Annotated in this window: 18 protein-coding genes; 15 read left to right on the top strand and 3 right to left on the bottom strand. The window is 70.4% G+C overall.

What is annotated here, in order from left to right; genetic code table 11:
• The first annotated feature begins 72 nt into the window (after positions 1-72).
• From pdxS to ACO0LV_RS01020, 12 genes are all read left to right on the top strand, one after another.
• The gene (gene pdxS, locus ACO0LV_RS01075) at positions 73-975 is read left to right on the top strand and encodes a pyridoxal 5'-phosphate synthase lyase subunit PdxS (RefSeq protein ID WP_424786010.1); all 903 of its coding nucleotides are present in this window, start codon (positions 73-75) and stop codon (positions 973-975) included.
• Positions 972-1,544, top strand: coding sequence for an NUDIX hydrolase (locus tag ACO0LV_RS01070; RefSeq protein ID WP_424786009.1), 573 nt, complete (start codon positions 972-974; stop codon positions 1,542-1,544). The genes pdxS and ACO0LV_RS01070 overlap by 4 nt, the downstream gene beginning before the upstream one ends.
• Positions 1,541-2,164 carry a pyridoxal 5'-phosphate synthase glutaminase subunit PdxT gene (gene pdxT / locus ACO0LV_RS01065; RefSeq protein ID WP_424786008.1) on the top strand — a complete coding sequence of 208 codons (624 nt, stop codon included), beginning with the start codon at positions 1,541-1,543 and terminating at the stop codon, positions 2,162-2,164. The genes ACO0LV_RS01070 and pdxT overlap by 4 nt, the downstream gene beginning before the upstream one ends.
• Before the next feature lie 17 nt (positions 2,165-2,181).
• Positions 2,182-2,937 carry a YebC/PmpR family DNA-binding transcriptional regulator gene (locus tag ACO0LV_RS01060; RefSeq protein ID WP_424786007.1) on the top strand — a complete coding sequence of 252 codons (756 nt, stop codon included), beginning with the start codon at positions 2,182-2,184 and terminating at the stop codon, positions 2,935-2,937.
• 66 nt (positions 2,938-3,003) lie between these two features.
• Positions 3,004-3,627 carry a crossover junction endodeoxyribonuclease RuvC gene (ruvC, locus tag ACO0LV_RS01055; protein WP_424786006.1) on the top strand — a complete coding sequence of 208 codons (624 nt, stop codon included), beginning with the start codon at positions 3,004-3,006 and terminating at the stop codon, positions 3,625-3,627.
• Between the two features lie 33 nt (positions 3,628-3,660).
• Positions 3,661-4,272 carry a Holliday junction branch migration protein RuvA gene (ruvA, locus tag ACO0LV_RS01050; RefSeq protein ID WP_424786005.1) on the top strand — a complete coding sequence of 204 codons (612 nt, stop codon included), beginning with the start codon at positions 3,661-3,663 and terminating at the stop codon, positions 4,270-4,272.
• Positions 4,265-5,296 carry a Holliday junction branch migration DNA helicase RuvB gene (gene ruvB, locus ACO0LV_RS01045; RefSeq protein WP_424786004.1) on the top strand — a complete coding sequence of 344 codons (1,032 nt, stop codon included), beginning with the start codon at positions 4,265-4,267 and terminating at the stop codon, positions 5,294-5,296. The genes ruvA and ruvB overlap by 8 nt, the downstream gene beginning before the upstream one ends.
• A gap of 73 nt (positions 5,297-5,369) precedes the next feature.
• On the top strand, positions 5,370-5,762 hold the full coding sequence (gene yajC / locus ACO0LV_RS01040) for a preprotein translocase subunit YajC (protein WP_424786003.1): 393 nt from the start codon (positions 5,370-5,372) through the stop codon (positions 5,760-5,762).
• 69 nt (positions 5,763-5,831) lie between these two features.
• Positions 5,832-7,901 (top strand): protein translocase subunit SecD, encoded by a 2,070-nt coding sequence (gene secD / locus ACO0LV_RS01035; RefSeq protein ID WP_424786002.1) that lies wholly within the window; start codon positions 5,832-5,834, stop codon positions 7,899-7,901.
• A complete protein-coding gene (gene secF, locus ACO0LV_RS01030; protein ID WP_424786001.1) occupies positions 7,898-9,007 on the top strand; it encodes a protein translocase subunit SecF in 1,110 nt (369 codons plus the stop codon). Before secD ends, secF begins: the two co-directional genes overlap by 4 nt.
• The gene (locus ACO0LV_RS01025; protein WP_424786000.1) at positions 9,004-9,534 is read left to right on the top strand and encodes an adenine phosphoribosyltransferase; all 531 of its coding nucleotides are present in this window, start codon (positions 9,004-9,006) and stop codon (positions 9,532-9,534) included. The genes secF and ACO0LV_RS01025 overlap by 4 nt, the downstream gene beginning before the upstream one ends.
• A gap of 38 nt (positions 9,535-9,572) precedes the next feature.
• Positions 9,573-12,080 carry a RelA/SpoT family protein gene (locus ACO0LV_RS01020; RefSeq protein WP_424785999.1) on the top strand — a complete coding sequence of 836 codons (2,508 nt, stop codon included), beginning with the start codon at positions 9,573-9,575 and terminating at the stop codon, positions 12,078-12,080.
• Positions 12,081-12,177: 97 nt separating this feature from the next.
• Here the strand turns inward: ACO0LV_RS01020 and ACO0LV_RS01015 are convergent, their stop codons facing one another.
• Together ACO0LV_RS01015 and ACO0LV_RS01010 are read right to left on the bottom strand one after the other, a co-directional pair.
• Entirely contained in the window at positions 12,178-13,839 is a 1,662-nt protein-coding gene (locus ACO0LV_RS01015; RefSeq protein WP_424785998.1) for a DUF349 domain-containing protein, read from the bottom strand.
• Positions 13,836-14,696 carry a peptidylprolyl isomerase gene (locus tag ACO0LV_RS01010; protein ID WP_424785997.1) on the bottom strand — a complete coding sequence of 287 codons (861 nt, stop codon included), beginning with the start codon at positions 14,694-14,696 and terminating at the stop codon, positions 13,836-13,838. The genes ACO0LV_RS01015 and ACO0LV_RS01010 overlap by 4 nt, the downstream gene beginning before the upstream one ends.
• Positions 14,697-14,850: 154 nt before the next feature.
• On the opposite strand from ACO0LV_RS01010, the gene hisS reads away from it, so the two are divergent.
• Positions 14,851-16,209: a histidine--tRNA ligase gene (gene hisS, locus ACO0LV_RS01005; protein WP_424785996.1), complete on the top strand. Its 1,359-nt coding sequence runs from the start codon at positions 14,851-14,853 to the stop codon at positions 16,207-16,209.
• Between the two features lie 69 nt (positions 16,210-16,278).
• Here hisS and ACO0LV_RS01000 read toward each other — a convergent pair whose 3' ends face one another.
• Positions 16,279-18,216, bottom strand: a complete 1,938-nt coding sequence (locus tag ACO0LV_RS01000) for a DEAD/DEAH box helicase (protein WP_424785995.1) — start codon at positions 18,214-18,216, stop codon at positions 16,279-16,281.
• 292 nt (positions 18,217-18,508) lie between these two features.
• Here ACO0LV_RS01000 and ACO0LV_RS00995 point away from each other — a divergent pair, with 292 nt between their 5' ends.
• Both ACO0LV_RS00995 and ACO0LV_RS00990 read left to right on the top strand, forming a co-directional pair.
• Positions 18,509-20,206 (top strand): dynamin family protein, encoded by a 1,698-nt coding sequence (locus ACO0LV_RS00995; RefSeq protein WP_424785994.1) that lies wholly within the window; start codon positions 18,509-18,511, stop codon positions 20,204-20,206.
• Positions 20,203-21,927 (top strand): GTPase family protein, encoded by a 1,725-nt coding sequence (locus ACO0LV_RS00990; protein WP_424785993.1) that lies wholly within the window; start codon positions 20,203-20,205, stop codon positions 21,925-21,927. Before ACO0LV_RS00995 ends, ACO0LV_RS00990 begins: the two co-directional genes overlap by 4 nt.
• Positions 21,928-21,981 lie beyond the last annotated feature (54 nt).

Genomic DNA, 21,981 nt, shown 5'->3' with positions numbered 1-21,981 from the left:
CCCCGGGCGGGGCGCAGTAGAGTAGTAGGTGGTCACCTGACCCCACATCAACTCACGCGGAGGTTCACACCCGTGGCAGACGTCCCTGTTTCCCCCACCACCGGCACCGCGCGCGTCAAGCGCGGCATGGCGGACATGCTCAAGGGGGGTGTGATCATGGACGTGGTCACCCCCGAGCAGGCCAAGATCGCTGAGGACGCCGGTGCGGTGGCGGTGATGGCACTGGAACGGGTACCCGCCGACATCCGGGCTCAGGGCGGCGTCTCCCGGATGAGCGACCCGGACATGATCGACGGGATCATCGAGGCGGTCTCCATCCCGGTGATGGCCAAGGCCCGGATCGGTCACTTCGTCGAGGCGCAGGTGCTGCAGGCCCTCGGCGTGGACTACATCGACGAGTCCGAGGTGCTCAGCCCGGCCGACTACACCCACCACATCGACAAGTTCAACTTCACCGTGCCGTTCGTGTGCGGGGCCACCAACCTGGGTGAGGCACTACGGCGCATCAACGAGGGCGCGGCGATGATCCGTTCCAAGGGGGAGGCCGGCACCGGGGACGTGTCCAACGCCGTGCAGCACATGCGCACCATCCGCACCGAGGTTGCCCGCCTGGCCTCCCTGCCGGCCGATGAACTGTACGTGGCCGCCAAGGAGCTCCAGGCGCCCTACGCCCTGGTCCGCGAGGTCGCCGAGGCCGGTCGGTTGCCCGTGGTGCTGTTCACCGCCGGGGGTATCGCAACCCCGGCCGACGCGGCCCTGATGATGCAACTCGGGGCCGAGGGCGTCTTCGTGGGCTCGGGAATCTTCAAGTCCGGTAATCCCGCCGAGCGCGCAGGGGCGATCGTCAAGGCCACCGCCGCCTACGACGACCCCGACGAGTTGGCGAAGGTCTCCCGCGGGCTGGGGGAGGCCATGGTCGGGCTCAACGTCGACGACATCCCGGCCCCGCACCGGCTGGCCGAACGCGGCTGGTGAGGCCCCGGGCAACCAACCTCGGCCCCGGCTGGAGCCTGGGCGAGGACGGGCTGTTCCGGCGCCGGGCCGCGCGGGTGCTGCTGGTTGATGAGCACGACCGGTTACTGCTGGTGCGCGGCCATGACGTGGACCAGCCCGAGCGCACCTGGTGGTTCACCGTCGGCGGCGGCATCGAACCGGGGGAGAGCGCGCGGGAGGCGGCGGTGCGCGAGGTCAGGGAGGAATCCGGACTGGCCGTGAGCGCAGCGGACCTGGTGGGCCCGGTCCTGACCCGCTCGGCGATCTTCGACTTCCAACGCGAGCACGTGCGTCAGGACGAGGAGTTCTTCCTGGCCCGGATCGAGCGGGCCGGCGCCGTCCGCACGGACGGCTGGACCGCCGTCGAGCGCAGTTTCATGGACGAGGCGCGTTGGTGGGATCTGGCCGAACTGGCTCGGGTGCAGGTGGAGGTGTTTCCGGAGAACCTCGCCGAGTTGACCGCGCAACTGTTGGGCGGGTGGGACGGCCGGGTGCGCCACCTCGGCCTGGCCACCGGGACCGACGACGCCGCCACCACGCCCCGCCGGTGAGCACGCCACGGGTGGGGGTGCTCGCCGTCCAGGGGGACGTGCCCGAGCACCTGCGTGCCCTGGAGGCGGTGGGCGCACGTGCGGGCACGGTGCGCCACCGCGCCGACCTGGGGACCATCGACGCGCTGGTGCTGCCGGGCGGGGAATCCACCGCGATCGCCACGCTCCTGGTGCACCGGCAGATGATGCAGCCGATCCGCGAGGCGATCGCCGCCGGGATGCCGGTGTACGGGTCCTGCGCCGGCATGATCCTGCTGGCCGATGAGGTCCTGGACGGGGTTGCCGGCCAGTGCGGCATCGGTGGCCTGGACATCACGGTGCGCCGCAATGCCTTCGGCTCGCAGGTGCACTCCTTCGAGACCGACCTGCTCGCGCCGGAGGTCCTCGGAGGGCACAGCGACGCGGAACCGCTGCGGGCGGTGTTCATCCGCGCGCCCTGGGTCGAGCGTGCCGGTCCGGAGGTGCAGGTGCTTGCCCGTGTGGGTGCCGGCCCTGCTAGCGGTAGAATCGTGGCCGTCCGCCAGGGTGTGTTGATGGCGACGGCATTCCATCCGGAGATCGGATCGGACCTTCGCATCCACCGCGCATTCGTCGACATGGTCGCCACGCACCTGGGTTGAGCGCAGGAGAGGAAGATATGGCCGGTCACTCGAAATGGGCCACCACCAAGCACAAGAAGGCAGCCAACGACGCCAAGCGTGGCAAGTTGTTCGCCAAGCTGGTCAAGAACATCGAGGTGGCTGCTCGCACCGGCGGTGGTGACCCGGCCGCGAACCCCACCCTGTACGACGCGATCCAGAAGGCCAAGAAGACCTCGGTCCCCAACGACAACATCGACCGGGCGGTCAAGCGAGGGTCCGGCCTGGAGGCCGGCGCCGCCGACTACGAAACCATCATGTATGAGGGGTACGCGCCCGGTGGTGTCGCGGTACTGGTGGAGTGCCTGACCGATAACCGCAATCGTGCGGCCTCCGATGTGCGGGTCGCCTTCACCCGCAACGGCGGCTCCCTCGCCGACCCCGGCAGCGTGTCCTATCTGTTCAACCGCAAAGGTGTGGTGATCGTTCCCAAGGCGGACGGTCTGACCGAGGACGACGTGCTGCTGGCGGTCCTGGAGGCCGGGGCCGAGGAGGTCAACGATCTGGGAGAGGCCTTCGAGGTGCTCAGCGAGGCCACCGACTTCGTGTCGGTGCGCTCCGCGCTGCAGGAGGCCGGGATCGACTACGACTCGGCCGAGGCGTCCTTCGTGCCGACCACCCAGATCGAGGTCGACGCCGACGGCGCCAAGAAGGTGCTCAGCCTGATCGAGGCGCTGGATGACTCCGACGACGTGCAGAACGTCTACGCCAACTTCGACGCCTCCGATGAGGTGCTCGCCGCCGTCGAACTCTGAGACCGCGGCGGGAATGCACCCGTGTCGCTGCGGCCCGGTGTGGGCGCGCGGTGACACAGTGCAGACATGACCTATCGCATCCTGGGCGTGGATCCGGGCCTGACCCGGTGCGGGATCGGGGTGATCAGCGTGGGCCCGGGCCGCAGCGTGCAACTGGTCGAGGTCGAGGTGCTACGCACCGACGCCGCCGACCCGCTGGCCCACCGTCTGACCGCGCTGGACCGGGCGCTGACCCAGTGGCTGACCCGGCTACGGCCGGACGCGGTGGCGGTGGAGCAGGTCTTCGCCCAGCACAACGTGCGCACGGTTACCGGGACCGCGCAGGTGGCCGGTCTGGCGATGGTGGCCGCCACCCGCGCCGACATTCCCGTGGCCACGCACACGCCCAGTGAGATCAAGGCCGCGGTCACTGGCAGCGGACGAGCCGGCAAGGACCAGGTCCAGGAGATGGTTCGGCGGATCCTGCGCCTGGCCGACAAACCCCGCCCGGCCGACGCCGCCGATGCCCTGGCACTGGCGATCACCCATGCCTGGCGAGCGGGCGCCGCCGGGCCGCGGCCCGCTGTCACGATGACCCCGGCCCAACGTTCCTGGACCGAGGCCGCCGCACGCAGCCGTCGCACACCGGCCGCACCGCGCACGGGCGCCGGTGCGGCGGGTCGGCTACGCGCCGGCGGTGCGATCGGTTAGCCTCGTACGCATGTTCGTCGCTGGAAGTTCCTCATGATCGCCTCTCTGCGGGGGCAGGTGCGCCACATCGGGCTGGAGTCCTGCGTCCTGGAGACCGGGGGAGTCGGCTACCGGGTGCACGCCACCCCCGGGACGCTGGCCACCCTGCGTACCGGCGCCGAGACCGAACTGGCCACCTCGATGGTGGTCCGGGAGGACTCGATGACGCTGTACGGGTTCGCCGAGCCGGACGAGCGGGATATCTTCGAGCGGCTGCAGAGCGTGAGCGGCGTGGGTCCGCGGTTGGCGCTGGCGATGCTCGCGGTGCACACACCCGATGGCCTGCGCGGCGCACTGGCCACCGAGGACGTCAAGGCCCTGACGAAGGTCCCCGGGATCGGGGAGAAGGGTGCCCGGCGCATCATCGTCGACCTGGGCGACAAACTCGGGCCACCGCGTTCCGGTGCCGCACCGGCACAGGCGGCTGTCCCGGGGGCGCGTTCGCGTGCCCAGGAGGACGTGTCGGCCGCGCTGGAGGGGCTGGGATGGCCCGCCAAGACCGCGGCCAAGGCCGTGGACAAGGTGTTCACCGAGGACCCCGGCTTGGAGACGGCAGCGGCGTTGCGCATCGCGCTGCAGCACCTAGGAGGCGGCGGGAATGGCTGAGGAGGACACCGAGGGTCTGCTGGCCACCGAGGCCGACGAACTCGAACGCGCCGCCGAGGCGGCCCTGCGCCCGCGCCGGCTGGAGGAGTTCATCGGACAGGCCGTGGTGCGCGACCAGCTCTCCCTGGTCCTGGACGCGGCCAGGGCCAGGCGGCGCAGCCCCGACCACATCCTGTTCGCCGGCCCTCCGGGGCTGGGTAAGACCACCCTGGCCATGATCGTGGCGGCCGAGGTTGAGGGGTCCTTGCGGTTGACGTCGGGGCCGGCGATCCAGCACGCCGGCGACCTGGCGGCGATCCTGTCCTCCCTGATGGAGGGGGACGTGCTGTTCATCGATGAGATCCACCGCTTGGCCCGTCCCGCGGAGGAGATGCTGTACCTGGCGATGGAGGACTTCCGGGTTGATGTGGTGGTCGGCAAGGGCCCCGGAGCGACCGCCATTCCGCTCACGTTGCCACCGTTCACGGTGGTGGGGGCCACCACACGGTCCGGGCTGTTGCCGGCACCGCTGCGGGACCGGTTCGGGTTCACCGCACACATGGACTTCTACTCCCCGACCGAACTGGAACAGGTGTTGACCCGGTCCGCACGGCTGCTGGACGTGCACCTGCAGCCCGAGGCTGCCACCGAGATCGCCACCCGCTCCCGGGGCACCCCGCGGATCGCCAACCGATTGCTGCGCCGGGTCCAGGACTGGGCCCAGGTGCGCGGCACCGGGGCGGCGGACCTGCAGGCGGCGAAACGCGCCCTGGAGGTCTTCGAGGTCGACGCCCGCGGGCTGGACCGGCTGGACCGGGCCGTGCTTACAGCGCTGTGTCGCCGGTTCGGTGGCGGTCCCACCGGTTTGGCCACCTTGGCGGTCGCGATCGGGGAGGAACCGGAGACGGTGGAGACCGTGGTCGAGTCGTTCCTGGTGCGGGAGGGGCTGATCGCCCGGACCCCCCGCGGCAGGGTGGCCACGCCCGAGGGATTCGCCCATCTGGGCCTGTCCCCACCGGCCCCGGAAGGGACCCTGTGGTCCTGACCGGCGCCCCGATGGCCTAGAATCGGCCAGACCCTTTCCGTTCGCTGGTGGAGACGTGCCCATGGATCCCGTAATGCTCATCTTCCTTGTTGTCATCTTCGGGCTGTTGCTGTTGATGATGAACAAGAATCGCAAGCGGCAGCGCGATGACCTGGAGATGAGGCGTTCGTTGTCGGTGGGCGATGAGGTGATGACCTCCTCGGGCATGTACGGCACCGTGACCTCCGTCGATGGCAACGTGGTCACGATCGAGTCGACCCCCGGGGTCCCCTCGCGCTGGTATCTCCCGGCGATCGGCAAGAAGGTCGACCCGGCAACCGAGTACGCCAGCGCCGATGATGAGACCACCGCATCGGAAGCGGAAGCCACCGAGTCCGATGCGGGCGGCACCGGGACCTCGGCCCCGGACGGATTCCTGTCCGAGGACCAGGTGCGCCGCCCGTACCGGGACGACAAGAAGGACTGATCCACTCGGCCCGCCACCGGGCCGCTGACACCGGTACCGCGGGTGCCGGACGGGAAGAAGACGACGTTCGTGGCGAAACCAACTCCCTCAGCCGTGCGCCCGGTGCGCACGCTGGTGATGTTCTTCATCGTGTTCGGCATGCTGTTCGGCACCCTCACCGCCGGCACCGTGCTCAGCGACGCGACATGGCGGCCCAACCTGGCGCTGGACCTGGAGGGCGGCACGCAGATCATCCTGACCCCGCGCACCGATGACGCCGCCGAGATCACCGAGGAGCAGGTCGGCCAGGCCATCGAGATCATTCGCCAGCGGGTGGACTCCTCGGGTGTGGCGGAGGCGGAGATCTCCAGCCAGGGTGGCTCCAACATCGTGGTCGGGCTGCCCGGGGAGCCGACCGAGGAGACGCTGAACCTGGTGCGCCAGAGTGCGCAGATGCGATTCCGGTCCTTCCTGGCCGAGACCGGCCCCGGACCGATCGACCCGGACATGCTGACCCAGGCTCCCGAGGACCTGGACCTGGCGGATCTCGACCCCGAGGACCTGGACCTGGGGGATCTCGACCCCGAGGACCTGGACCTGGAGGACCTCACCGGGTCCGACGGCGTCGAGGAGGAGCAGGGCACCGAGGACACCGGCGCCGATGGCGCCACCGGTGGCGTCGTGGCGTCCACCACGGAGGACCAGGGCAGCGAGGACGAGAGCGTAGGGGAGGGGGCCGAGGAGGAGGCCGCACCGACACCGCCGACCCGAGAGGAGATCGAGGAAGCGGCTTTCGCTGCTGCGGACCTGGACGGTGACGGTGAACTCTCCGATACCCCGGAGTCAACCCCGACCGATGCCTCCGACCAGGCGTGGGTGACCGAGCAGATCCTGTTCGACTACTACACCCTGGACTGCACCGACCCGGAGAACCTGGTCGGTGGGGGCGGGGACGATCCCGATGCGGCCCTGGTCGCCTGCTCGGTGGATGGCACCTCCAAGTTCATCCTGGGGCCGATGGAGATCCCCGGTACCGACATCGAGAGCGCCAGTTCGGGCTTCCGCGTCACCGAGGGTGGCGTGGTGACCAACGAGTACGCGGTGTCGATGCAGTTCAACAGCGAGGGTGCGGCCACGTTCCTGGAGGTCACCCAGCGCATCTCCCAGCCGCAGTACGTCCAGTCCGGAACCCACCGCTTCGCGATGGTCCTGGATGGTCTGGTGCTGATGGCACCCACCGTGCAGAACCCGATCCCGGGCGGTTCGGCTGAGATCAGCGGCAACCTGACCCGGGAATCGGCCCAGCGCCTGGCCAGCCAGCTCAACTTCGGGGCACTGCCGATCGAGTTCGAGGTGCAGAGCGAGGAGCAGATCTCGGCCACCCTGGGTTCGGAGCAGTTGCAGCGAGGGCTGCTTGCCGGTCTGATCGGGCTGGGCCTGGTGGTGGTCTACGCCCTGATCCAGTACCGGGCGCTGGCGATCATCTCTCTGGCCAGCCTGGTACTCGGCGGCAGCCTGACCTACCTGGTGGTCGCGCTGATGTCATGGCAGATGGGTTACCGCCTGTCGCTGGCCGGCGTCGCCGGGTTGATCGTGGCGATCGGGATCATCGCCGACTCCTTCATCGTGTACTTCGAACGCATCCGGGACGAGGTCCGAGAGGGCAGACGCCTGGAGGACGCGGTCGATCAGGGTTGGAAACGTGCCCGGCGCACCATCGTGGCCTCCGATGCGGTGAACCTGATGGGTGCGGTGGTGCTGTACTTCGTGGCCGTGGGCGGGGTCCGCGGCTTCGCGGTCATGCTGGGCCTGATCACCCTGATCGACCTGCTCGTGTTCATCTTCTTCACCCACCCGTTCATGAAGGTGCTCGTCCGCACCCGCTTCTTCCAGGAGGGTTCGAAGATCTCCGGTCTCGATCCCGAGCATCTGGGTGCGGTCGTCTCGGCCTACCGTGGCCGGGGCCAGATCCGCTCCCGCGCGGAGCGTGAGGCCATCAAGGACAACGCCGCGGCCGGTCAGGGGACCATCGCCGAACGACGCCGGGCCGAGGCCCTGGCAGCGGTCTCCGCACGTGCCTCGGCGAGCGCGGACGAGCCCATCGGCGCTGAGCCCGAGGATCCGGATTCGGCCACCACGAGCGAAGGTGAGGACCGATGAGGAAGTTCTCCGAGCTGGGCAATGAGTTGTACACCGGGAAGAAGTCCTTCCCGATCGTGCAGAACCGGCGCCGGTGGTTGAGTATCGGCTTGATCCTGATCGTGGCCTCGCTGTTGGTGCTGGGCATCCGCGGGTTGAACCCGGGCATCGAATTCCGGGGTGGTTCGGAGTTCACCGTCTCCGGGACCCAGATCACCGACCAGCAACCCGCCCATGATGCGGTCGCGGAGATGGATTCCGGCCAGGTACCGCGTGTCTCCAACATCGGTTCCGGCACCATCCGCGTCCAGACCGAGCAACTCGATGACGCCGAGACGACCCGGTTGCGCGAACTGCTCGCCGGGGCCTATGAGGTGCCGGTCAATGACGTGACCAGTTCGTTCGTGGGGCCCACCTGGGGTCAGGACGTGACCGCCAAGGCGTTGCAGGGCATGCTGATCTTCCTGGTCCTGGTGGCGGTGGTGATGGCGGCCTACTTCCGGCACTGGAAGATGGCGGTCGCCGCCCTGACCGCACTGGTCCACGACCTGCTGGTCACCGTGGGCATCTACGCCCTGGTGGGCTTCGAGGTGACCCCGGCCTCGATGATCGGGTTCCTGACCATCCTGAGTTACTCGCTCTACGACACGGTGGTGGTTTTCGACAAGGTCCGGGAGAACACCACGCTGTACTCCGAGCAGACCAAGTACACCTACGCCGAGGCCGCGAACCTGGCGGTGAACCAGACCCTGGTCCGTTCCATCAACACCTCGATCGTGGGTCTGCTGCCGGTGGGTGGGATTCTGTTCGTGGGCGCCTTCCTGATGGGTGCCGGAACGTTGCGTGACATCGCGCTGGCCCTGTTCATCGGGTTGGCCGCCTCCACGGTCTCCTCGATCTTCATCGCCACGCCCATCGAGGTGGCGCTGCGCGAGCGCGACCCGGCCGTGCGCAAGCACACAGCCAAGGTCCTGGAACTCCGGGAGCGCCGAGTCGCCCAGGCCGAGGCCGAGGGCACAAGCGTGGACTCCTCACTGACCGCGGCCCGGGCCGGTGGCCTGGTCGCGGGGGAGCACCTTGGCCAGGCAGCCCAGCCCAGGCGCCGCAAACCTCGGGGGCGCGGGTGAGCCCCGATGCCCTGGCGGCCTCGATCCGTGCTGGGTTGCGCCAGGTACCGGATTACCCTGAGCCCGGCGTGCTGTTCCGCGACATCACGCCGCTGCTGGCCGACGCGAAGGCATTCGGCTCGGTGATTCAGGCCTTCGCCGGCTTCTTCGACGGACAGGTCGATGTGGTGGCCGGGATCGAGGCGCGCGGGTTCCTGCTCGCCGCCCCGCTGGCGGCGGTCCTCGGCACCGGCGTGCTCGCGGTACGCAAGGCCGGCAAACTGCCCCCACCGGTGCACCAGCAGCGTTATGACCTGGAGTACGGCAGCGCCGAACTGGAGGTCTCCGGCGTCGGGATCCGGTCCGGGCAGCGGGTCGCGCTGCTCGACGACGTGCTCGCCACCGGTGGCACCGCGCGGGCCGCGGCACAGTTGCTCGAGCGTATCGGCGCTCGGGTCGAGGGCATCGCGGTTCTGCTGGAGTTGGCGGAACTAGGTGGCCGGGGCAATCTGACCGACTGGCCGGTGCACGCGCTGCTGACGGACTGAGGCGGCTCAATCGGCGCAAGGTTGCGTACCATGGGTAGATGGACGAACGCACCCCGGTGAGCACCACCACCCCCGCCCCGGCGGACCCGGTGGTGCCCGGATCGCGTGTGCGATCTGCGCTGGGCAGGTTCGGTGCCCGGACCAGTACCACCCCGAAGGCACTGGAGCCGCTGCTGGCCGTGGTGCGGTCCAACCATCCCAAAGCGGATCTGTCCCTGATCGAGCGCGCCTACCAGGTTGCGGCGCGATCCCACGAGGGCCAGTCGCGCAAGAGCGGGGACCCCTACATCACCCACCCGGTAGCGGTGGCCACGATCCTGGCCGAGCTGGGGCTGACCCCGCCCACGCTGGCCGCCGCGCTGCTGCACGACACGGTGGAGGACACCAACTACAGCCTGGAGCAGTTGCGGGAGGAGTTCGGCGACGAACTCGCGCTCCTGGTTGACGGCGTCACGAAACTGGACCGCGTCTCCTACGGCGAGGCCGCCCAGGCCGAGACGGTGCGTAAGATGGTGATCGCGATGGCGCGAGACATCCGGGTGCTGATGATCAAGCTCGCTGACCGTCTGCACAACGCCCGGACGTGGAAACACGTCTCGGCCAAGTCCGCGGCCCGCAAGGCCCGCGAGACGATCGAGATCTACGCCCCGCTGGCCCACCGGCTGGGCATGAACACCATCAAGTGGGAGTTGGAGGACCTGTCCTTCGCCACCCTCTACCCGAAGGTGTACGAGGAGATCGTGCACCTGGTGGCCGAGCGCGCGCCGGCGCGCGAGGAGTTCCTGAACAAGGTCCGCACCCAGGTGATCGATGACCTCAAGGCGGCCAAGATCAAAGCCACGGTCACCGGGCGGCCGAAGCACTACTACTCGATCTATCAGAAGATGATCGTGCGTGGGCGTGACTTCGCCGATATCTATGACCTGGTCGGGGTGCGGGTGCTGGTGGAGTCGGTGCGGGACTGCTATGCGGTGCTGGGTGCGCTGCACGCGCGCTGGAACCCGGTGCCGGGGCGGTTCAAGGACTACATCGCGATGCCGAAGTTCAACATGTACCAGTCCCTGCACACCACGGTGATCGGCCCCACGGGCAAGCCGGTGGAGATCCAGATCCGCAGTTATGACATGCACCGCCGGGCCGAGTACGGCGTGGCCGCGCACTGGAAGTACAAGCAGGCTGCGCGCAGTGCGGGCAGGCGCAGCACCGAGGCCGACGAGATGCCGTGGCTGCGCCAGTTGGTGGACTGGCAGCGCGAGACCGCTGATCCCGGTGAGTTCCTGGACTCCCTGCGGTTCGAGATGTCGGGAACCGAGGTGTACGTGTTCACCCCCAAGGGGGACGTGCTGGCGCTCCCGTCCGGGTCCACGCCGGTCGACTTCGCCTACGCGGTCCACACCGAGGTGGGTCACCGCACGGTTGGCGCCCGTGTGAACGGGCGGTTGGTGCCGCTGGAGTCCGCGCTGGAGCACGGCGACACCGTGGAGGTCTTCACCTCCCGGGCCGAGGGCGCCGGCCCGAGCCGGGACTGGCTGGGTTTCGTCAAGAGCCCCCGTGCCCGCAACAAGATCCGCCAGTGGTTCACCAAGGAGCGCCGCGAGGAGGCGATCGAACAGGGTAAGGGCGCGATCGCCCGCGCCCTGCGCAAGCAGAACCTGCCCATCCAGCGCATGCTCAGCCACGACACACTGATCGTCCTGGCCGATGAGATGCAGTACCAGGATGTCTCCGCGTTGTACGCGGCGGTGGGGGAGGGGAACATCTCCGCCAGCACCGTGGTGCGCAAACTGGTGGCGGGTCTGGGCGGTGAGGACGGTGCTGAGGAGGATATGGCCGAGGTCGCCCGCCCGGGGGCGGCCAGGACGCGATCCCGCACCGGGGAGTCCGGCATCATCGTCGCCGGTATGGACGACGCCGATGTCTGGACCAAGCTGGCGCGCTGCTGTACGCCGGTGCCGGGCGACCCGATCGTCGGGTTCATCACCCGCGGCTCGGGGGTCTCGGTGCATCGTGAGGACTGCGGCAACCTGGAGGGCTTGCGCGATCAACCGGACCGGATCGTGGCGGTGGAGTGGTCACCCTCGGCCCAGAGTGTCTTCCTGGTGCAGATCCAGGTGGAGGCACTGGACCGCAGCGCCCTGCTCTCCGACGTGACCAAGGTGCTCTCGGACAATCACGTGAACATCCTCTCGGCGAACGTGACGACCTCCCAGGACCGGGTGGCGATCCTGAAGTTCGTGTTCGAGATGGCCGAGCCGTCACACCTGGGCCACGTCCTGCGCGCGGTGAACCAGATCGACGGTGTCTTCGACGTGTTCCGTCTCACCGGAACCAAACCGGCCGGTCCGCCCCAACGCGCAAGCACCGGGGCTGAGTCGCCGGAGCGGCCGGAGTCGCCCGATCCACCTCCGGCGAAGGTGTCTTCTGGTGCCAAGGCGGACCAGGACAAGCCTGCCAAGAAGCCACAGGGTGCCGAGGGCGAGCGCGTTGTCCCGCCGGTGCGCACGCCCCGCGAGGTGCTCACCGGACGCAGCGTCGAGGAGACCTGAACCGGTTCTCCGGCGGGTGGGTCCGGTCAGCACCCACACCGGCCGTCGTCGCCGAACTGTGTCGCCGCTGCCGGTGCACCCTCGCAGCGGCGCAGTCTCAGCGGGCGTCGTCGGCGGCCTGCAGTACCTGTTCGAGCCAGGCCTTCCGGGCGGCCAGAGCATCGGAGGCCTTGGTGATCGCCTTCTCGTCGCCGCTCGCCTCGGCCCGGGCCAGGTCCTTCTGCAGGCTCTCGATCGCCGCCTCCAACTGGGCCGCGGCGCCTTCGGCGCGGGCCCGGACCCTCGGGTTCGACGTGCGCCACTGCGCCTGTTCCACGTCCCGGATCGCCTGCTCCACCGCCCGGAGGCGCCCTTCGACCCGGCCGATATCGGCGCGGGGCACCTTGCCGGCGGCCTCCCAGCGGTCCTGGATGTCGCGCAGTGCCGCCTTGGCCCGGTCCAGGTCGCGCACCGGCACCAGGGCCTCGGCCTCGCTGAGCAGCTGTTCCTTGACCTTCAGGTTCTCGCCGTACTCGGCGTCGATCGCGTTGTTCGCGGCCTGCCTGGCCTCGAAGAACACGTCCTGCGCGGCGCGGAATCGTGCCCACAGGGCGTCGTCGTCCTTACGGGAGGCGCGGCCGGCGCGCTTCCACTCCTCCATCAACTCACGGTAGGCGGCTGAGGTGCCGCCCCAGTCGGTCGAGGTGTTCATCGCCTCGGCGCGGGCGATCAGTTTCTCCTTGGTGGCCTTGACCTCGGCGTGGACGCGGTCGAGTTCGGCGAAGTACTGGCGCCGCACCCGGTCGAAATGGGTGCGGGCTGCGGAGAAGCGCTTCCAGAGCGCGTCCTCGGTGCCACGGTCCAGTCGTGGCCCCGAACGCTGGGCCTGCTTCCACTGCTCGAGCAGGTCCCGCAGTCGCTGCCCGTCCTGGCGCCACTGGATGCGGGCCGGGTCGCGCTCGGCGATCTTCTCCGCCCGCTCCACGATGGTGTTGCGTTCGGCCAGCGCCTTCTCCTTGGCTGCGGCACGGTCGGCGGCCAGTTCGGCCTTGCGCAGTTGGGCCTGGGCCTCCAGGGCGGCTACCTGGTCGCGGAGGGCCTGCAGATCGCCCACCACAGCGGGTTCGGCAATGGCCTCACCCAGGGTGGCCAGCGTCGCATCCAGGTCCTTGGCCCCGAGTTGACCCAACCGTGCGGCGAACAGGTCCACCTGAGCCTTCAGGTCCAGGTACCGGCGGATGTACAGTGCCATGGCCTCCTCGGCGGAGACTCCGGGGTACTGGCCCACCACCCGGTCACCTGAGGGTTCCTTGACGTAGACGGTGCCATCGTCGTCGACCCTGCCGAACTCCGCGGCCGCCGCGACCTGCTCGGGATCCATCGGTGCCTCGGCACCGCCGGGCTGCGCGGCAGTGGCCCGAGCGGCAGGCGGGCTCGGAGCGGCCGCAGCCACCGGTGCGGGCGGACCACCGGGGCGGGGCCGGGCGAGCATGCTCGGCTTGGGTACCGAACTCGGCTTGGGCGTCGGCCTTGGCTCTCGCGCGGGCGACTCCTCGGCCGCAACCGGCTCGGCTCCTGCGTCCTCGGTGCCGTCAGCCTCGTCCGTGGCTGCGCCCGCTTCGGCGCCTGTGTCCTGCTCGGTGGCTGCGGCTACATCGCCTCCATCAGCCGGTGCGCTGACGGCGTCGGCATCGTGGATCACCTGATCTGCTCCGTCGTGTGTGGTTCCCAAGGGCTCGGGCTGCGCCTCGGGGGTGCTGGGGTGCTCCGGTGCACTCATTGGATCTCCACATTCTCGATGATCACGTCGATCGCAGGTCGTTCGCCCTCGGTCCCGGGTCCGGCGGCCCCGACCTCGGCAAGGAGATCCAGACCTTCGGTGACAGTACCGAACACGCTGTACCCACCGGCGTCGTCGGCCGGCAGCGGCACGTCGGCGAAGACGAGGAAGAACTGGGAGCCCATGGACTCCCCATCCCCGCCCACGCGGGCCATCGCCACGGTACCGGCGGGATAGACGTCGTCCTCGGGTGCGTTCTCGATCGGGCCGAAGCTGTACCCGGGCCCACCCGTTCCGGTTGCGGTGGGGTCACCGCACTGCAGGAGGGACTCGGGCAGCAGCCGGTGGCAGGCGGTGCCGTCGAAGTACCCGTCCGATGCCAGGTGCACGAAGTTGGCCACCGCCTGGGGTGCCGCAGCACCGTCGAGTTCGAGTTGGACCGTGCCCACACTGGTATCGATGGTGGCCTGCCAGGTACGGTCCTCGGCCAGCGAGGCGTCCGGCGCGACGTCGTACTGGGGGGCGTCGATGCTCGGCAGGGGCTCGGGATCGGCCGGTGGCGCGTCCTGGTCGGCTTCATCGATCGGATCGGTCTGCGCGCCGGGGTCGGTCGGGGTCTCGGCCTGATCGGAGTCGTCACCACCGAAGCCATAGGTCAGCAGAGCGATGACCAGACCGGACAGCACCAGGGTGCCCACCACCACGATTGCGATGGTGCGCTGACGCCGGACTTTGGCCCGTTGCTGGCGAGCGAGGCGCTTGTCGTGCAACTGGCGCGCCCGTTCGCGCTCTCGTTTGCTGGGGCTCAAGCCCGGTTCCTCCTGTAGTGCGTCGGTGCTGGCGCTTGCTGAGCGCACACCAGTCTAGATAGACGCTGCCATATCTGCGGCCGCCACTAGCGCTCTTACGGGTCACGGGATGGTCACAAAGCACGGTGCGTGCCGGTTCCGGGCACGGCCCACGATGCGGCCGATGCGTCGGGGCCGGCCGCTTCGGTGCCAGAATGTGCCCATGGCCCGTCCCGCACCACTGTCCGGATTCCCCGAACGCCTCCCCGGCGAACGCATCGTGGAGGAACACATCACCGCCACCGTGCGGCGCGTGTTCAGCCTGCACGGCTACGCCGGCATCGAGACCCGGGCCGTGGAGCCCCTGGACCGGCTGGTGGCCAAGGGCGAGACGTCGAAGGAGGTCTACCTGCTGCGGCGGCTGCACGCGGACGAGACCGACACCACCGACGACCGCACGCTGGGCCTGCACTTCGACCTGACGGTGCCGCTGGCCCGCTACGTGGTGGAGAACGCCGGCCGGTTGCAGTTCCCGTTCAAGCGTTTCCAGATCCAGAAGGCCTGGCGCGGGGAGCGGCCCCAGGAGGGCCGCTACCGGGAGTTCCTGCAGGCCGATATCGATGTGGTCGGCGCCGATGAACTGCCCTTCCACTACGAGGTGGAGGCGGTGCTGGTGGCCGCGCACGCGCTGAACGCGCTCACCGGCGACGGCCTACCGGCAGTGCGCATCGGAGTGAACAACCGCAAGGTCTCCCAAGGGTTCTACGAGGGCGTCGGGGTCACCGACGTCGAGGGCACCCTGCGCACCATCGACAAACTGGACAAGATCGGCGACGACGGCGTACGGGCCGTGCTGACCGACCAGATCGGGTTGACCCGGTCCCAGGCCGAGGCTGCCCTCGAACTGGCCCGGATCAGTGGCACCGGCGCGGAGGTGGAAGCCCGGGTGCGCAACCTCGGGGTGAGCCACCCCCTGCTGGAGGAGGGCCTGGGGCAACTGCGCGCACTCGTCGACGCCGCCGAGGCCGAGGTCCCGGGCGTGGTCACCGCCGATCTGCGGATCGCCCGTGGCCTGGACTACTACACCGGGACCGTCTACGAGACGGTGCTGGTGGGGCACGAGGACCTCGGGTCGATCTGTTCCGGGGGCCGGTATGACTCCCTGGCCACCGACGGACGGCGCACCTATCCGGGGGTGGGCCTGTCCATCGGAGTGTCCCGGCTGACCTCCAGGGTCCTCTCAGCGGGCCTGATGCACGCCACCCGGTCGGTACCGGCCGCCGTGCTCGTGGCGGTCACCGATGAGGACGAGCGTGCCCGCAGCAACGCCGACGCGGCAGGGTTGCGTGCCCGTGGCATCCCGGCGGAGGTGGCTCCCAGCGCGGCGAAGTTCGGCAAGCAGATCCGGTACGCCGACCGGCGGGGCATCCCGTTCGTGTGGTTCCCCGCCGGGACCCAGCGCGAGCGCGCCGAGGTCAAGGACATCCGGTCGGGGGAGCAGGTCGCCGCCGACGCCGCCGCGTGGACACCGCCGGCTGACGATTTGTGGCCCCGGGTGCTGCCGGGACCGGCTCCGGCCTGATCGCAGGGCCTGATCCGGCGCAGCCGGCCGGGCATAACCCGCGGCCGCGCACACCGGACCCGCCCGTGGTCAGCGCTGCCGGCCGGGGCGCCTCCGCGCAGCGGTGTGCCGGGGCTTGCGGCCCTGCTTGGCGGCCGTGGGGGCTTTGGCTGCCCTCGCCGGCTTCGTCATCGCACGCCGTCCGCTGCCGGCGTCATGCCCGCGCCGGGGCCGGACGCCGCCCCGATCGCTGGTGCCGCCCGGTGCTCCGGTGTCGGGACGAAAGTGCATCGGCCGGCCGGCCACGACCGCGCGGTCGAGGCGACGAGAGGCCTCGTCGGTGACCTGTGCGTTGACCTCCACGAGCGAGAAGCGGGAGAAGATCTCGATCTTGCCCAGGTCGGATCCGCGCAACCCGCCCTCGTTCGTGATCGCACCGACGATCGCCTCGGGACGGGCGCCGTGGGTGTGCCCGACGGCAACCCGGTAGACCGTGCCCCGAGAGGTGCGCCCGGGGGTGCGCCGGGTCATGGGCCGGTCGGCCTCGGAACGGGCGGAGTCGAACCTGGCACGCGCCGGCCGCTCATCGCGGCCGGTGTGTGCCGATGCTGCCTCGGTGTCCTGGCGCCGAGCGGTGCCGGAACGCTCGCCGCCGGCCACCCCGACCGAGCCGGACTCGCCTCCGGCGCGGTCCTGGCGGGGGGCCGGGCCGTCATCACCCACCTGTAGTGCCAGCAGTGCCGCCGCCACCTCGAGGGGTTCGACCGCGCCGTCGTCGGTGTAGGCCTGCAACTGCTCGCGGTAGAGGTCCAGGCGGCCGCGGCCGATCCGTTCGCCCAGTTCGGCCAGCACGCGCTGGGCGCGGTGCTTGCTCACCTGGGCCGGAGTGGGGATGTCCACCTCCTGCAGCGAACTGCCGGTGACCCGCTCGATCGCGGTCAGCCGGTTGCGCTCGCGCGGGGTGAAGAACGTCAGTGCGGTACCGGAGCGTCCGGCCCGACCGGTGCGCCCGATCCGGTGCACGTAGGCCTCGACCTCGCGCGGCACGTCGAAGTTGACTACCAGGCCGATCCGGTCCACATCGAGGCCACGAGCGGCGACGTCGGTGGCGATCAGCACGTCCAGGCCGCCGCTGCGCAGTCGTTGCACGATCCGCTCGCGTTCCCGCTGGGGCACGTCCCCACTGATCGACGCCGCGGGGGTGCCGCGGGCCGTCAGTTCCAGGGCGACTTCTTCGGCGGTGTCGCGGGTGCGCACGAAGACCAGGGTGGCATCGGCCGCGGTCGTGGCCAGCACCCGGGACAGCGCCCCCACCTTGTGCCGGAACGGCACCACGGCGTAGGTCTGGGTGATCATGGTGGTGGTGGAGGACGGAGCGGACGTGGCCAGTTCGACCGGGTTGTTCAGGTGCTCCCGGGCCACCTTGCGGATCGCCGAGGGCATCGTGGCGGAGAACAGGGCGACCTGTTTCGGGGTGTCGGTACCGGTGTGGGTGAGGATCACCTCGACGTCCTCGGCGAAACCCATCCGCAGCATTTCATCGGCCTCGTCTAGCACCAGATAGGAGACCCCGCTCAGGTCCAGGCTGCCGCGCTCGGCCAGATCGATCACCCGGCCGGGGGTGCCCACCACCACCTGTGTGCCGGACTTGAGGGCACGGAGCTGGGTGACATAGGAGGCGCCGCCGTAGATGGGAAGCACGTCCAGGCCGGGGGAGGTCGAGGCCATCTGGGTCAGGGCGTCGGCCACCTGGATCGCCAGTTCCCGTGTGGGGGTCAGCACCAGGGCCTGCACGCCCGCCAGGTCGGGGTCGACGGCGGCCAGCAGGGGCAGGCCGAAGGCGGCGGTCTTGCCGGTCCCGGTCTGGGCGACACCGGTGACGTCGCGTCCGGCCAGCAGCGGCGGGATGGCCGCGGTCTGGATCTGGGTCGGCTCGCGATAGCCCATCTCGGTGATCGCGGTGAGCAGGTGCGGGGCAAGACCCAGGTCCGCGAAACTGTTCGTGGCAGGGGTGCGGGCGTCAGGCATGGCGGTGTCCAATCGCAGACGAGGTGGAACTGTGCAGACCCGGTTGGTCCGCGTCCGCCTCGGCCCGACGCCGCCGATGCGCTTCTCGCACCACGGTCGATGGCCACGAAGGTGCCATCGGAGGGCCTGTGCGCGGCTCGTGCGCTCCAGAAGCCACCACTGTATCGTCCAGCGCTCCGCCTGCCCCGGCAGTGTGCGCAACCTCACCGGCCTTCGCGCGGCCACATCGCAGGGCCGGCGAGCCGGTCGGCACGCGTGTGCCGCGACGACGCCCGGCTGGCATGATCGCAGTATGGAGGCAGCGCTGGGACAGTTGCGTGCGTCGATCGCCCGCGCGGAGTTTCCGCTGACCACCGCGACCAGTGCGGCGGCCACCCGGGACCGGTCGCGGCTGCTGGATCAGATCGACGACTACCTGTTGCCTCGTTACGCGGACGTGGACGCACCGCTGCTGGCGGTGGTGGGCGGGTCGACAGGGGCGGGCAAGTCCACCCTGGTCAACTCCCTGATCGGTGCCCCGGTCAGTGCCTCCGGAGCCCTGCGGCCCACCACCCGCAGCCCGGTGCTGATCCACCACCCGCAGGACCGGGAATGGTTCGCCGGGAACCGGGTGCTTCCGACCCTGGTGCGCACCCACGGCGAAGGGACCACCGCACGACCCGGCTCCGAGGATGTAGCCCCGGGGCGCGCCGCCCTGCGGATGGTGACGTCGGAGGCACTGCCCGCGGGTCTGGCGCTGCTGGACGCCCCCGACCTGGACTCGGTGGTCGAACAGAACCGGGAACTCGCTCATCAACTGCTCGCCGCGGCCGACCTGTGGCTGTTCGTGACCACAGCCCACCGGTACGCCGACGCGGTGCCGTGGGAACTCCTCAACCTGGCGGCCGAGCGCAACGTGGTCATCGCGGTGGTGCTGGACCGGATCCCGCCCCGGGTGCGGCAGGAAGTGCACACCGACCTGACCCGGATGCTCCGCGGCAACGGCCTGGCCGAGGCGCCCCTGTTCGACATCCCCGAGTCCGACCTGACGAGCCAGGGCCTGCTGCCGGCCGGCGCGGCGCAACCGGTGCGCGACTGGCTGCACGGATTGAGCGCGGACGCCCAGGCCCGGGGTGAGGTGGTGCGCCGCACCCTCACCGGGGCCACCGGCCACGCCCTGGGCCAGGCCGAGACCCTGATCGAGGCACTCACCGACCAGCACGCCGCAGCCCAGCATCTACACACCCTTGCCACGCAGGCCTACCGCACCGATGCGGTGCGCGAGGCCCTCAGCGACGGCGCGATGCTGCGCGGGGAGGTGCTGGCCCGCTGGCAGGACCTGGTCGGCGCCGGGGAATTCTTCCAGAAACTGCAGTCCCGGATCGGCCGCGCCCGGGACCGGGTCAGTGCCTATGTGACCCGGAGGCCCCCGCCGGAGCAGCAGGTCGAGGTGGCGATCACCGACGGGCTGCACGCACTGCTCACCGCCCACGCCGATGCCAGTGCCGAGCGGGCCCGCGCGGCATGGGCCAGGGACGGCGCCGGACGTGATCTGGTTGCCCGGGCCCTGCCCGGGCGGGCGAGTGCGGACTTCTCCGAGCGGGCCGCCGAGCAGATCCGCGCATGGCAGCGGCACCTGCTCGAACTGGTCGGCTCCGAGGGTGCCGGGAAGCGCACCACCGCCCGGTTGCTGGCCTTCGGGGTGAACGGCGTCGGAGTGGCGCTGATGGTGCTCGTCTTCGCCTCCACCGGTGGCCTGACCGGAGGGGAGGTGGCCGTCGCCGGTGGCACCGCCGTCGTCGCCCAGAAGGTCCTGGAGGCGGTCTTCGGCGACGACGCCGTGCGACGGCTGACCACCGCCGCGCGTACTGATCTGCTCGCGCGGGTAGAGGACCTGATGGCCGCCGAGGTCGCCCGGTTCACCCGACTTGTGCCCACGGACCAGCCCCGAGACGCCCGCGCCCGGCTCACCGAGGCAGTGGCGCAGGTGCGCGGGAGGATGGACACGTGAGGCGCGGTCGCGACGACCTGACGTCGCGTATCGGCGCACTGGAGCAAGCCACCGCCCTGGTGGAGGGGTTGGACCCCGCCACCCTGCCCACACCCGGCCCGGTGCAGCAGGCCCGGGCGGTGCTGGAGCGGGTGGCGGCCCGGCAGGGTCTGTCCACCGCGCACACGGTCGTCGCCTTCGCCGGCGCCACCGGGTCGGGCAAGTCCTCGCTGGTGAACTCCGTCAGCGGAACCAAGGCGGCCACCGTGGGAGCCCGCCGGCCCACCACGGCCACCGCGGTGGGGGTCTTCTCCGGCGACGCCGAGGGGGCCGCCTTGCTGGACTGGCTCGAGGTGGACCAACGCCGGCACGAGCCCGACCTGGCCGAGGGCTTGATCCTGCTGGACCTGCCGGACGTCGATTCGGTCCACACCGACCATCACCGCATCGCCGACGCGCTGATCGAGGCGGTGGATGTGCTGGTCTGGGTGCTGGACCCCCAGAAGTACGCCGACGCTGTGGTGCACACTCGGTACCTGCGCCCGATGGCACAGCATGCTGAGGTCACGGTGGTGGCGTTGAACCAGATCGACACGCTCGCCCCGGGAGACCTCAAGGCGGTGCTGGCGGACCTGGACCGACGCCTGGCCAAGGACGGGATCGCCCCGGCGCACGTGCTGGCCACCTCCGCAACCACCGGGACCGGCGTGGCGCGGCTGCGGCAGGTGGTCACCGACTTCGCCGGTGCCCGCACGGCGGCGCACGCCCGCCTGGCGGCCGAAGTGACCGCCGCCGCAGACGAACTCGCGTGGGCCTACCCGCCTCCGCCGTCGGCATCACTGAGCACGGCCCAGATGCGCGACGTGCACACGGCCATGGCGCAGGCGGCCGGGGTCGACCGGGTCGGTGCGGCCGTGGCGGGTTCGTTCCGGCACCGCTCCCGGGCGCGCACCGGGTGGCCGGTTACCCGCTGGCTGCGGCGGTTGCGACCCGACCCGCTCAGCAGGCTCCGCCTGCCCACCACCGAGCCGGACCGGGCCAGGCAGATCATGCCCCGGGGGCCTGAAGACCGGAGCGAGGAGCAGGAACCGGTGACCACCGTCACCTCACGCCCGGACCCGGGGGCGGTCGAGGTGGCCCGGGTGGACGCGGCCCTGTCACGGATCGGACGCACCCTCGCCCAGGATGCGCACGAGCCCTGGTACACCTACCTGCGCACCGCAGCACAGGTACCCGCTGAGGCGCTGACCGACACCCTGGACGCCGTGGTGGTACGCAGCACCCCGCGACCCCGGCCGGCCCGGTGGTGGCCGGCGGTCTCCTTGCTGCACTGGGTGCTGCTGGCGGTGCTGGCCGCCGGCGCGTTGTGGCTCGGTGTGCTGGCAGCGGCCGGCTACCTGCAGATTCCCACCGGTCCACCGCCCCGACTCGGCCCGGTTCCGCTCGGCCAGCACGGCGCCGTGCTGCCGGCGATCCCGTGGCCCACCGCACTGTTCCTGGCCGGCCTGGCCGGCGGTCTGCTCCTCGCCGGGATCTCCCGGATCGCAACCAGCATCGGAGCCCGACGGCGGGGCGCTCGCGCCGTGCGCGACCTCACCCGGGCGGTGGGTTCCCGGGTGGATGAGGCCGTCCTGGCGCCGGCCCAGCGCGCCGCGCAGATCGGGGCACGCTACGCCGAGGCGGTGCAGGCCGCCCGGGAGGGGCCACGGTCCAGACGGCGAGCCGGCTCGGCGGTGATCTAGGATCGTCGGTGCGCCGCGTCAAGCCGTGACCGGTGCACCGATGAGGAAGGACCA

Origin of the sequence: Pseudactinotalea sp. Z1739, assembly GCF_049725055.1 — a bacterium.
Taxonomy (GTDB): domain Bacteria; phylum Actinomycetota; class Actinomycetes; order Actinomycetales; family Beutenbergiaceae; genus CALKWS01.
Note: the sequence above shows the minus strand (reverse complement) of the source record. Positions and strands in the feature narration are given on the sequence as shown.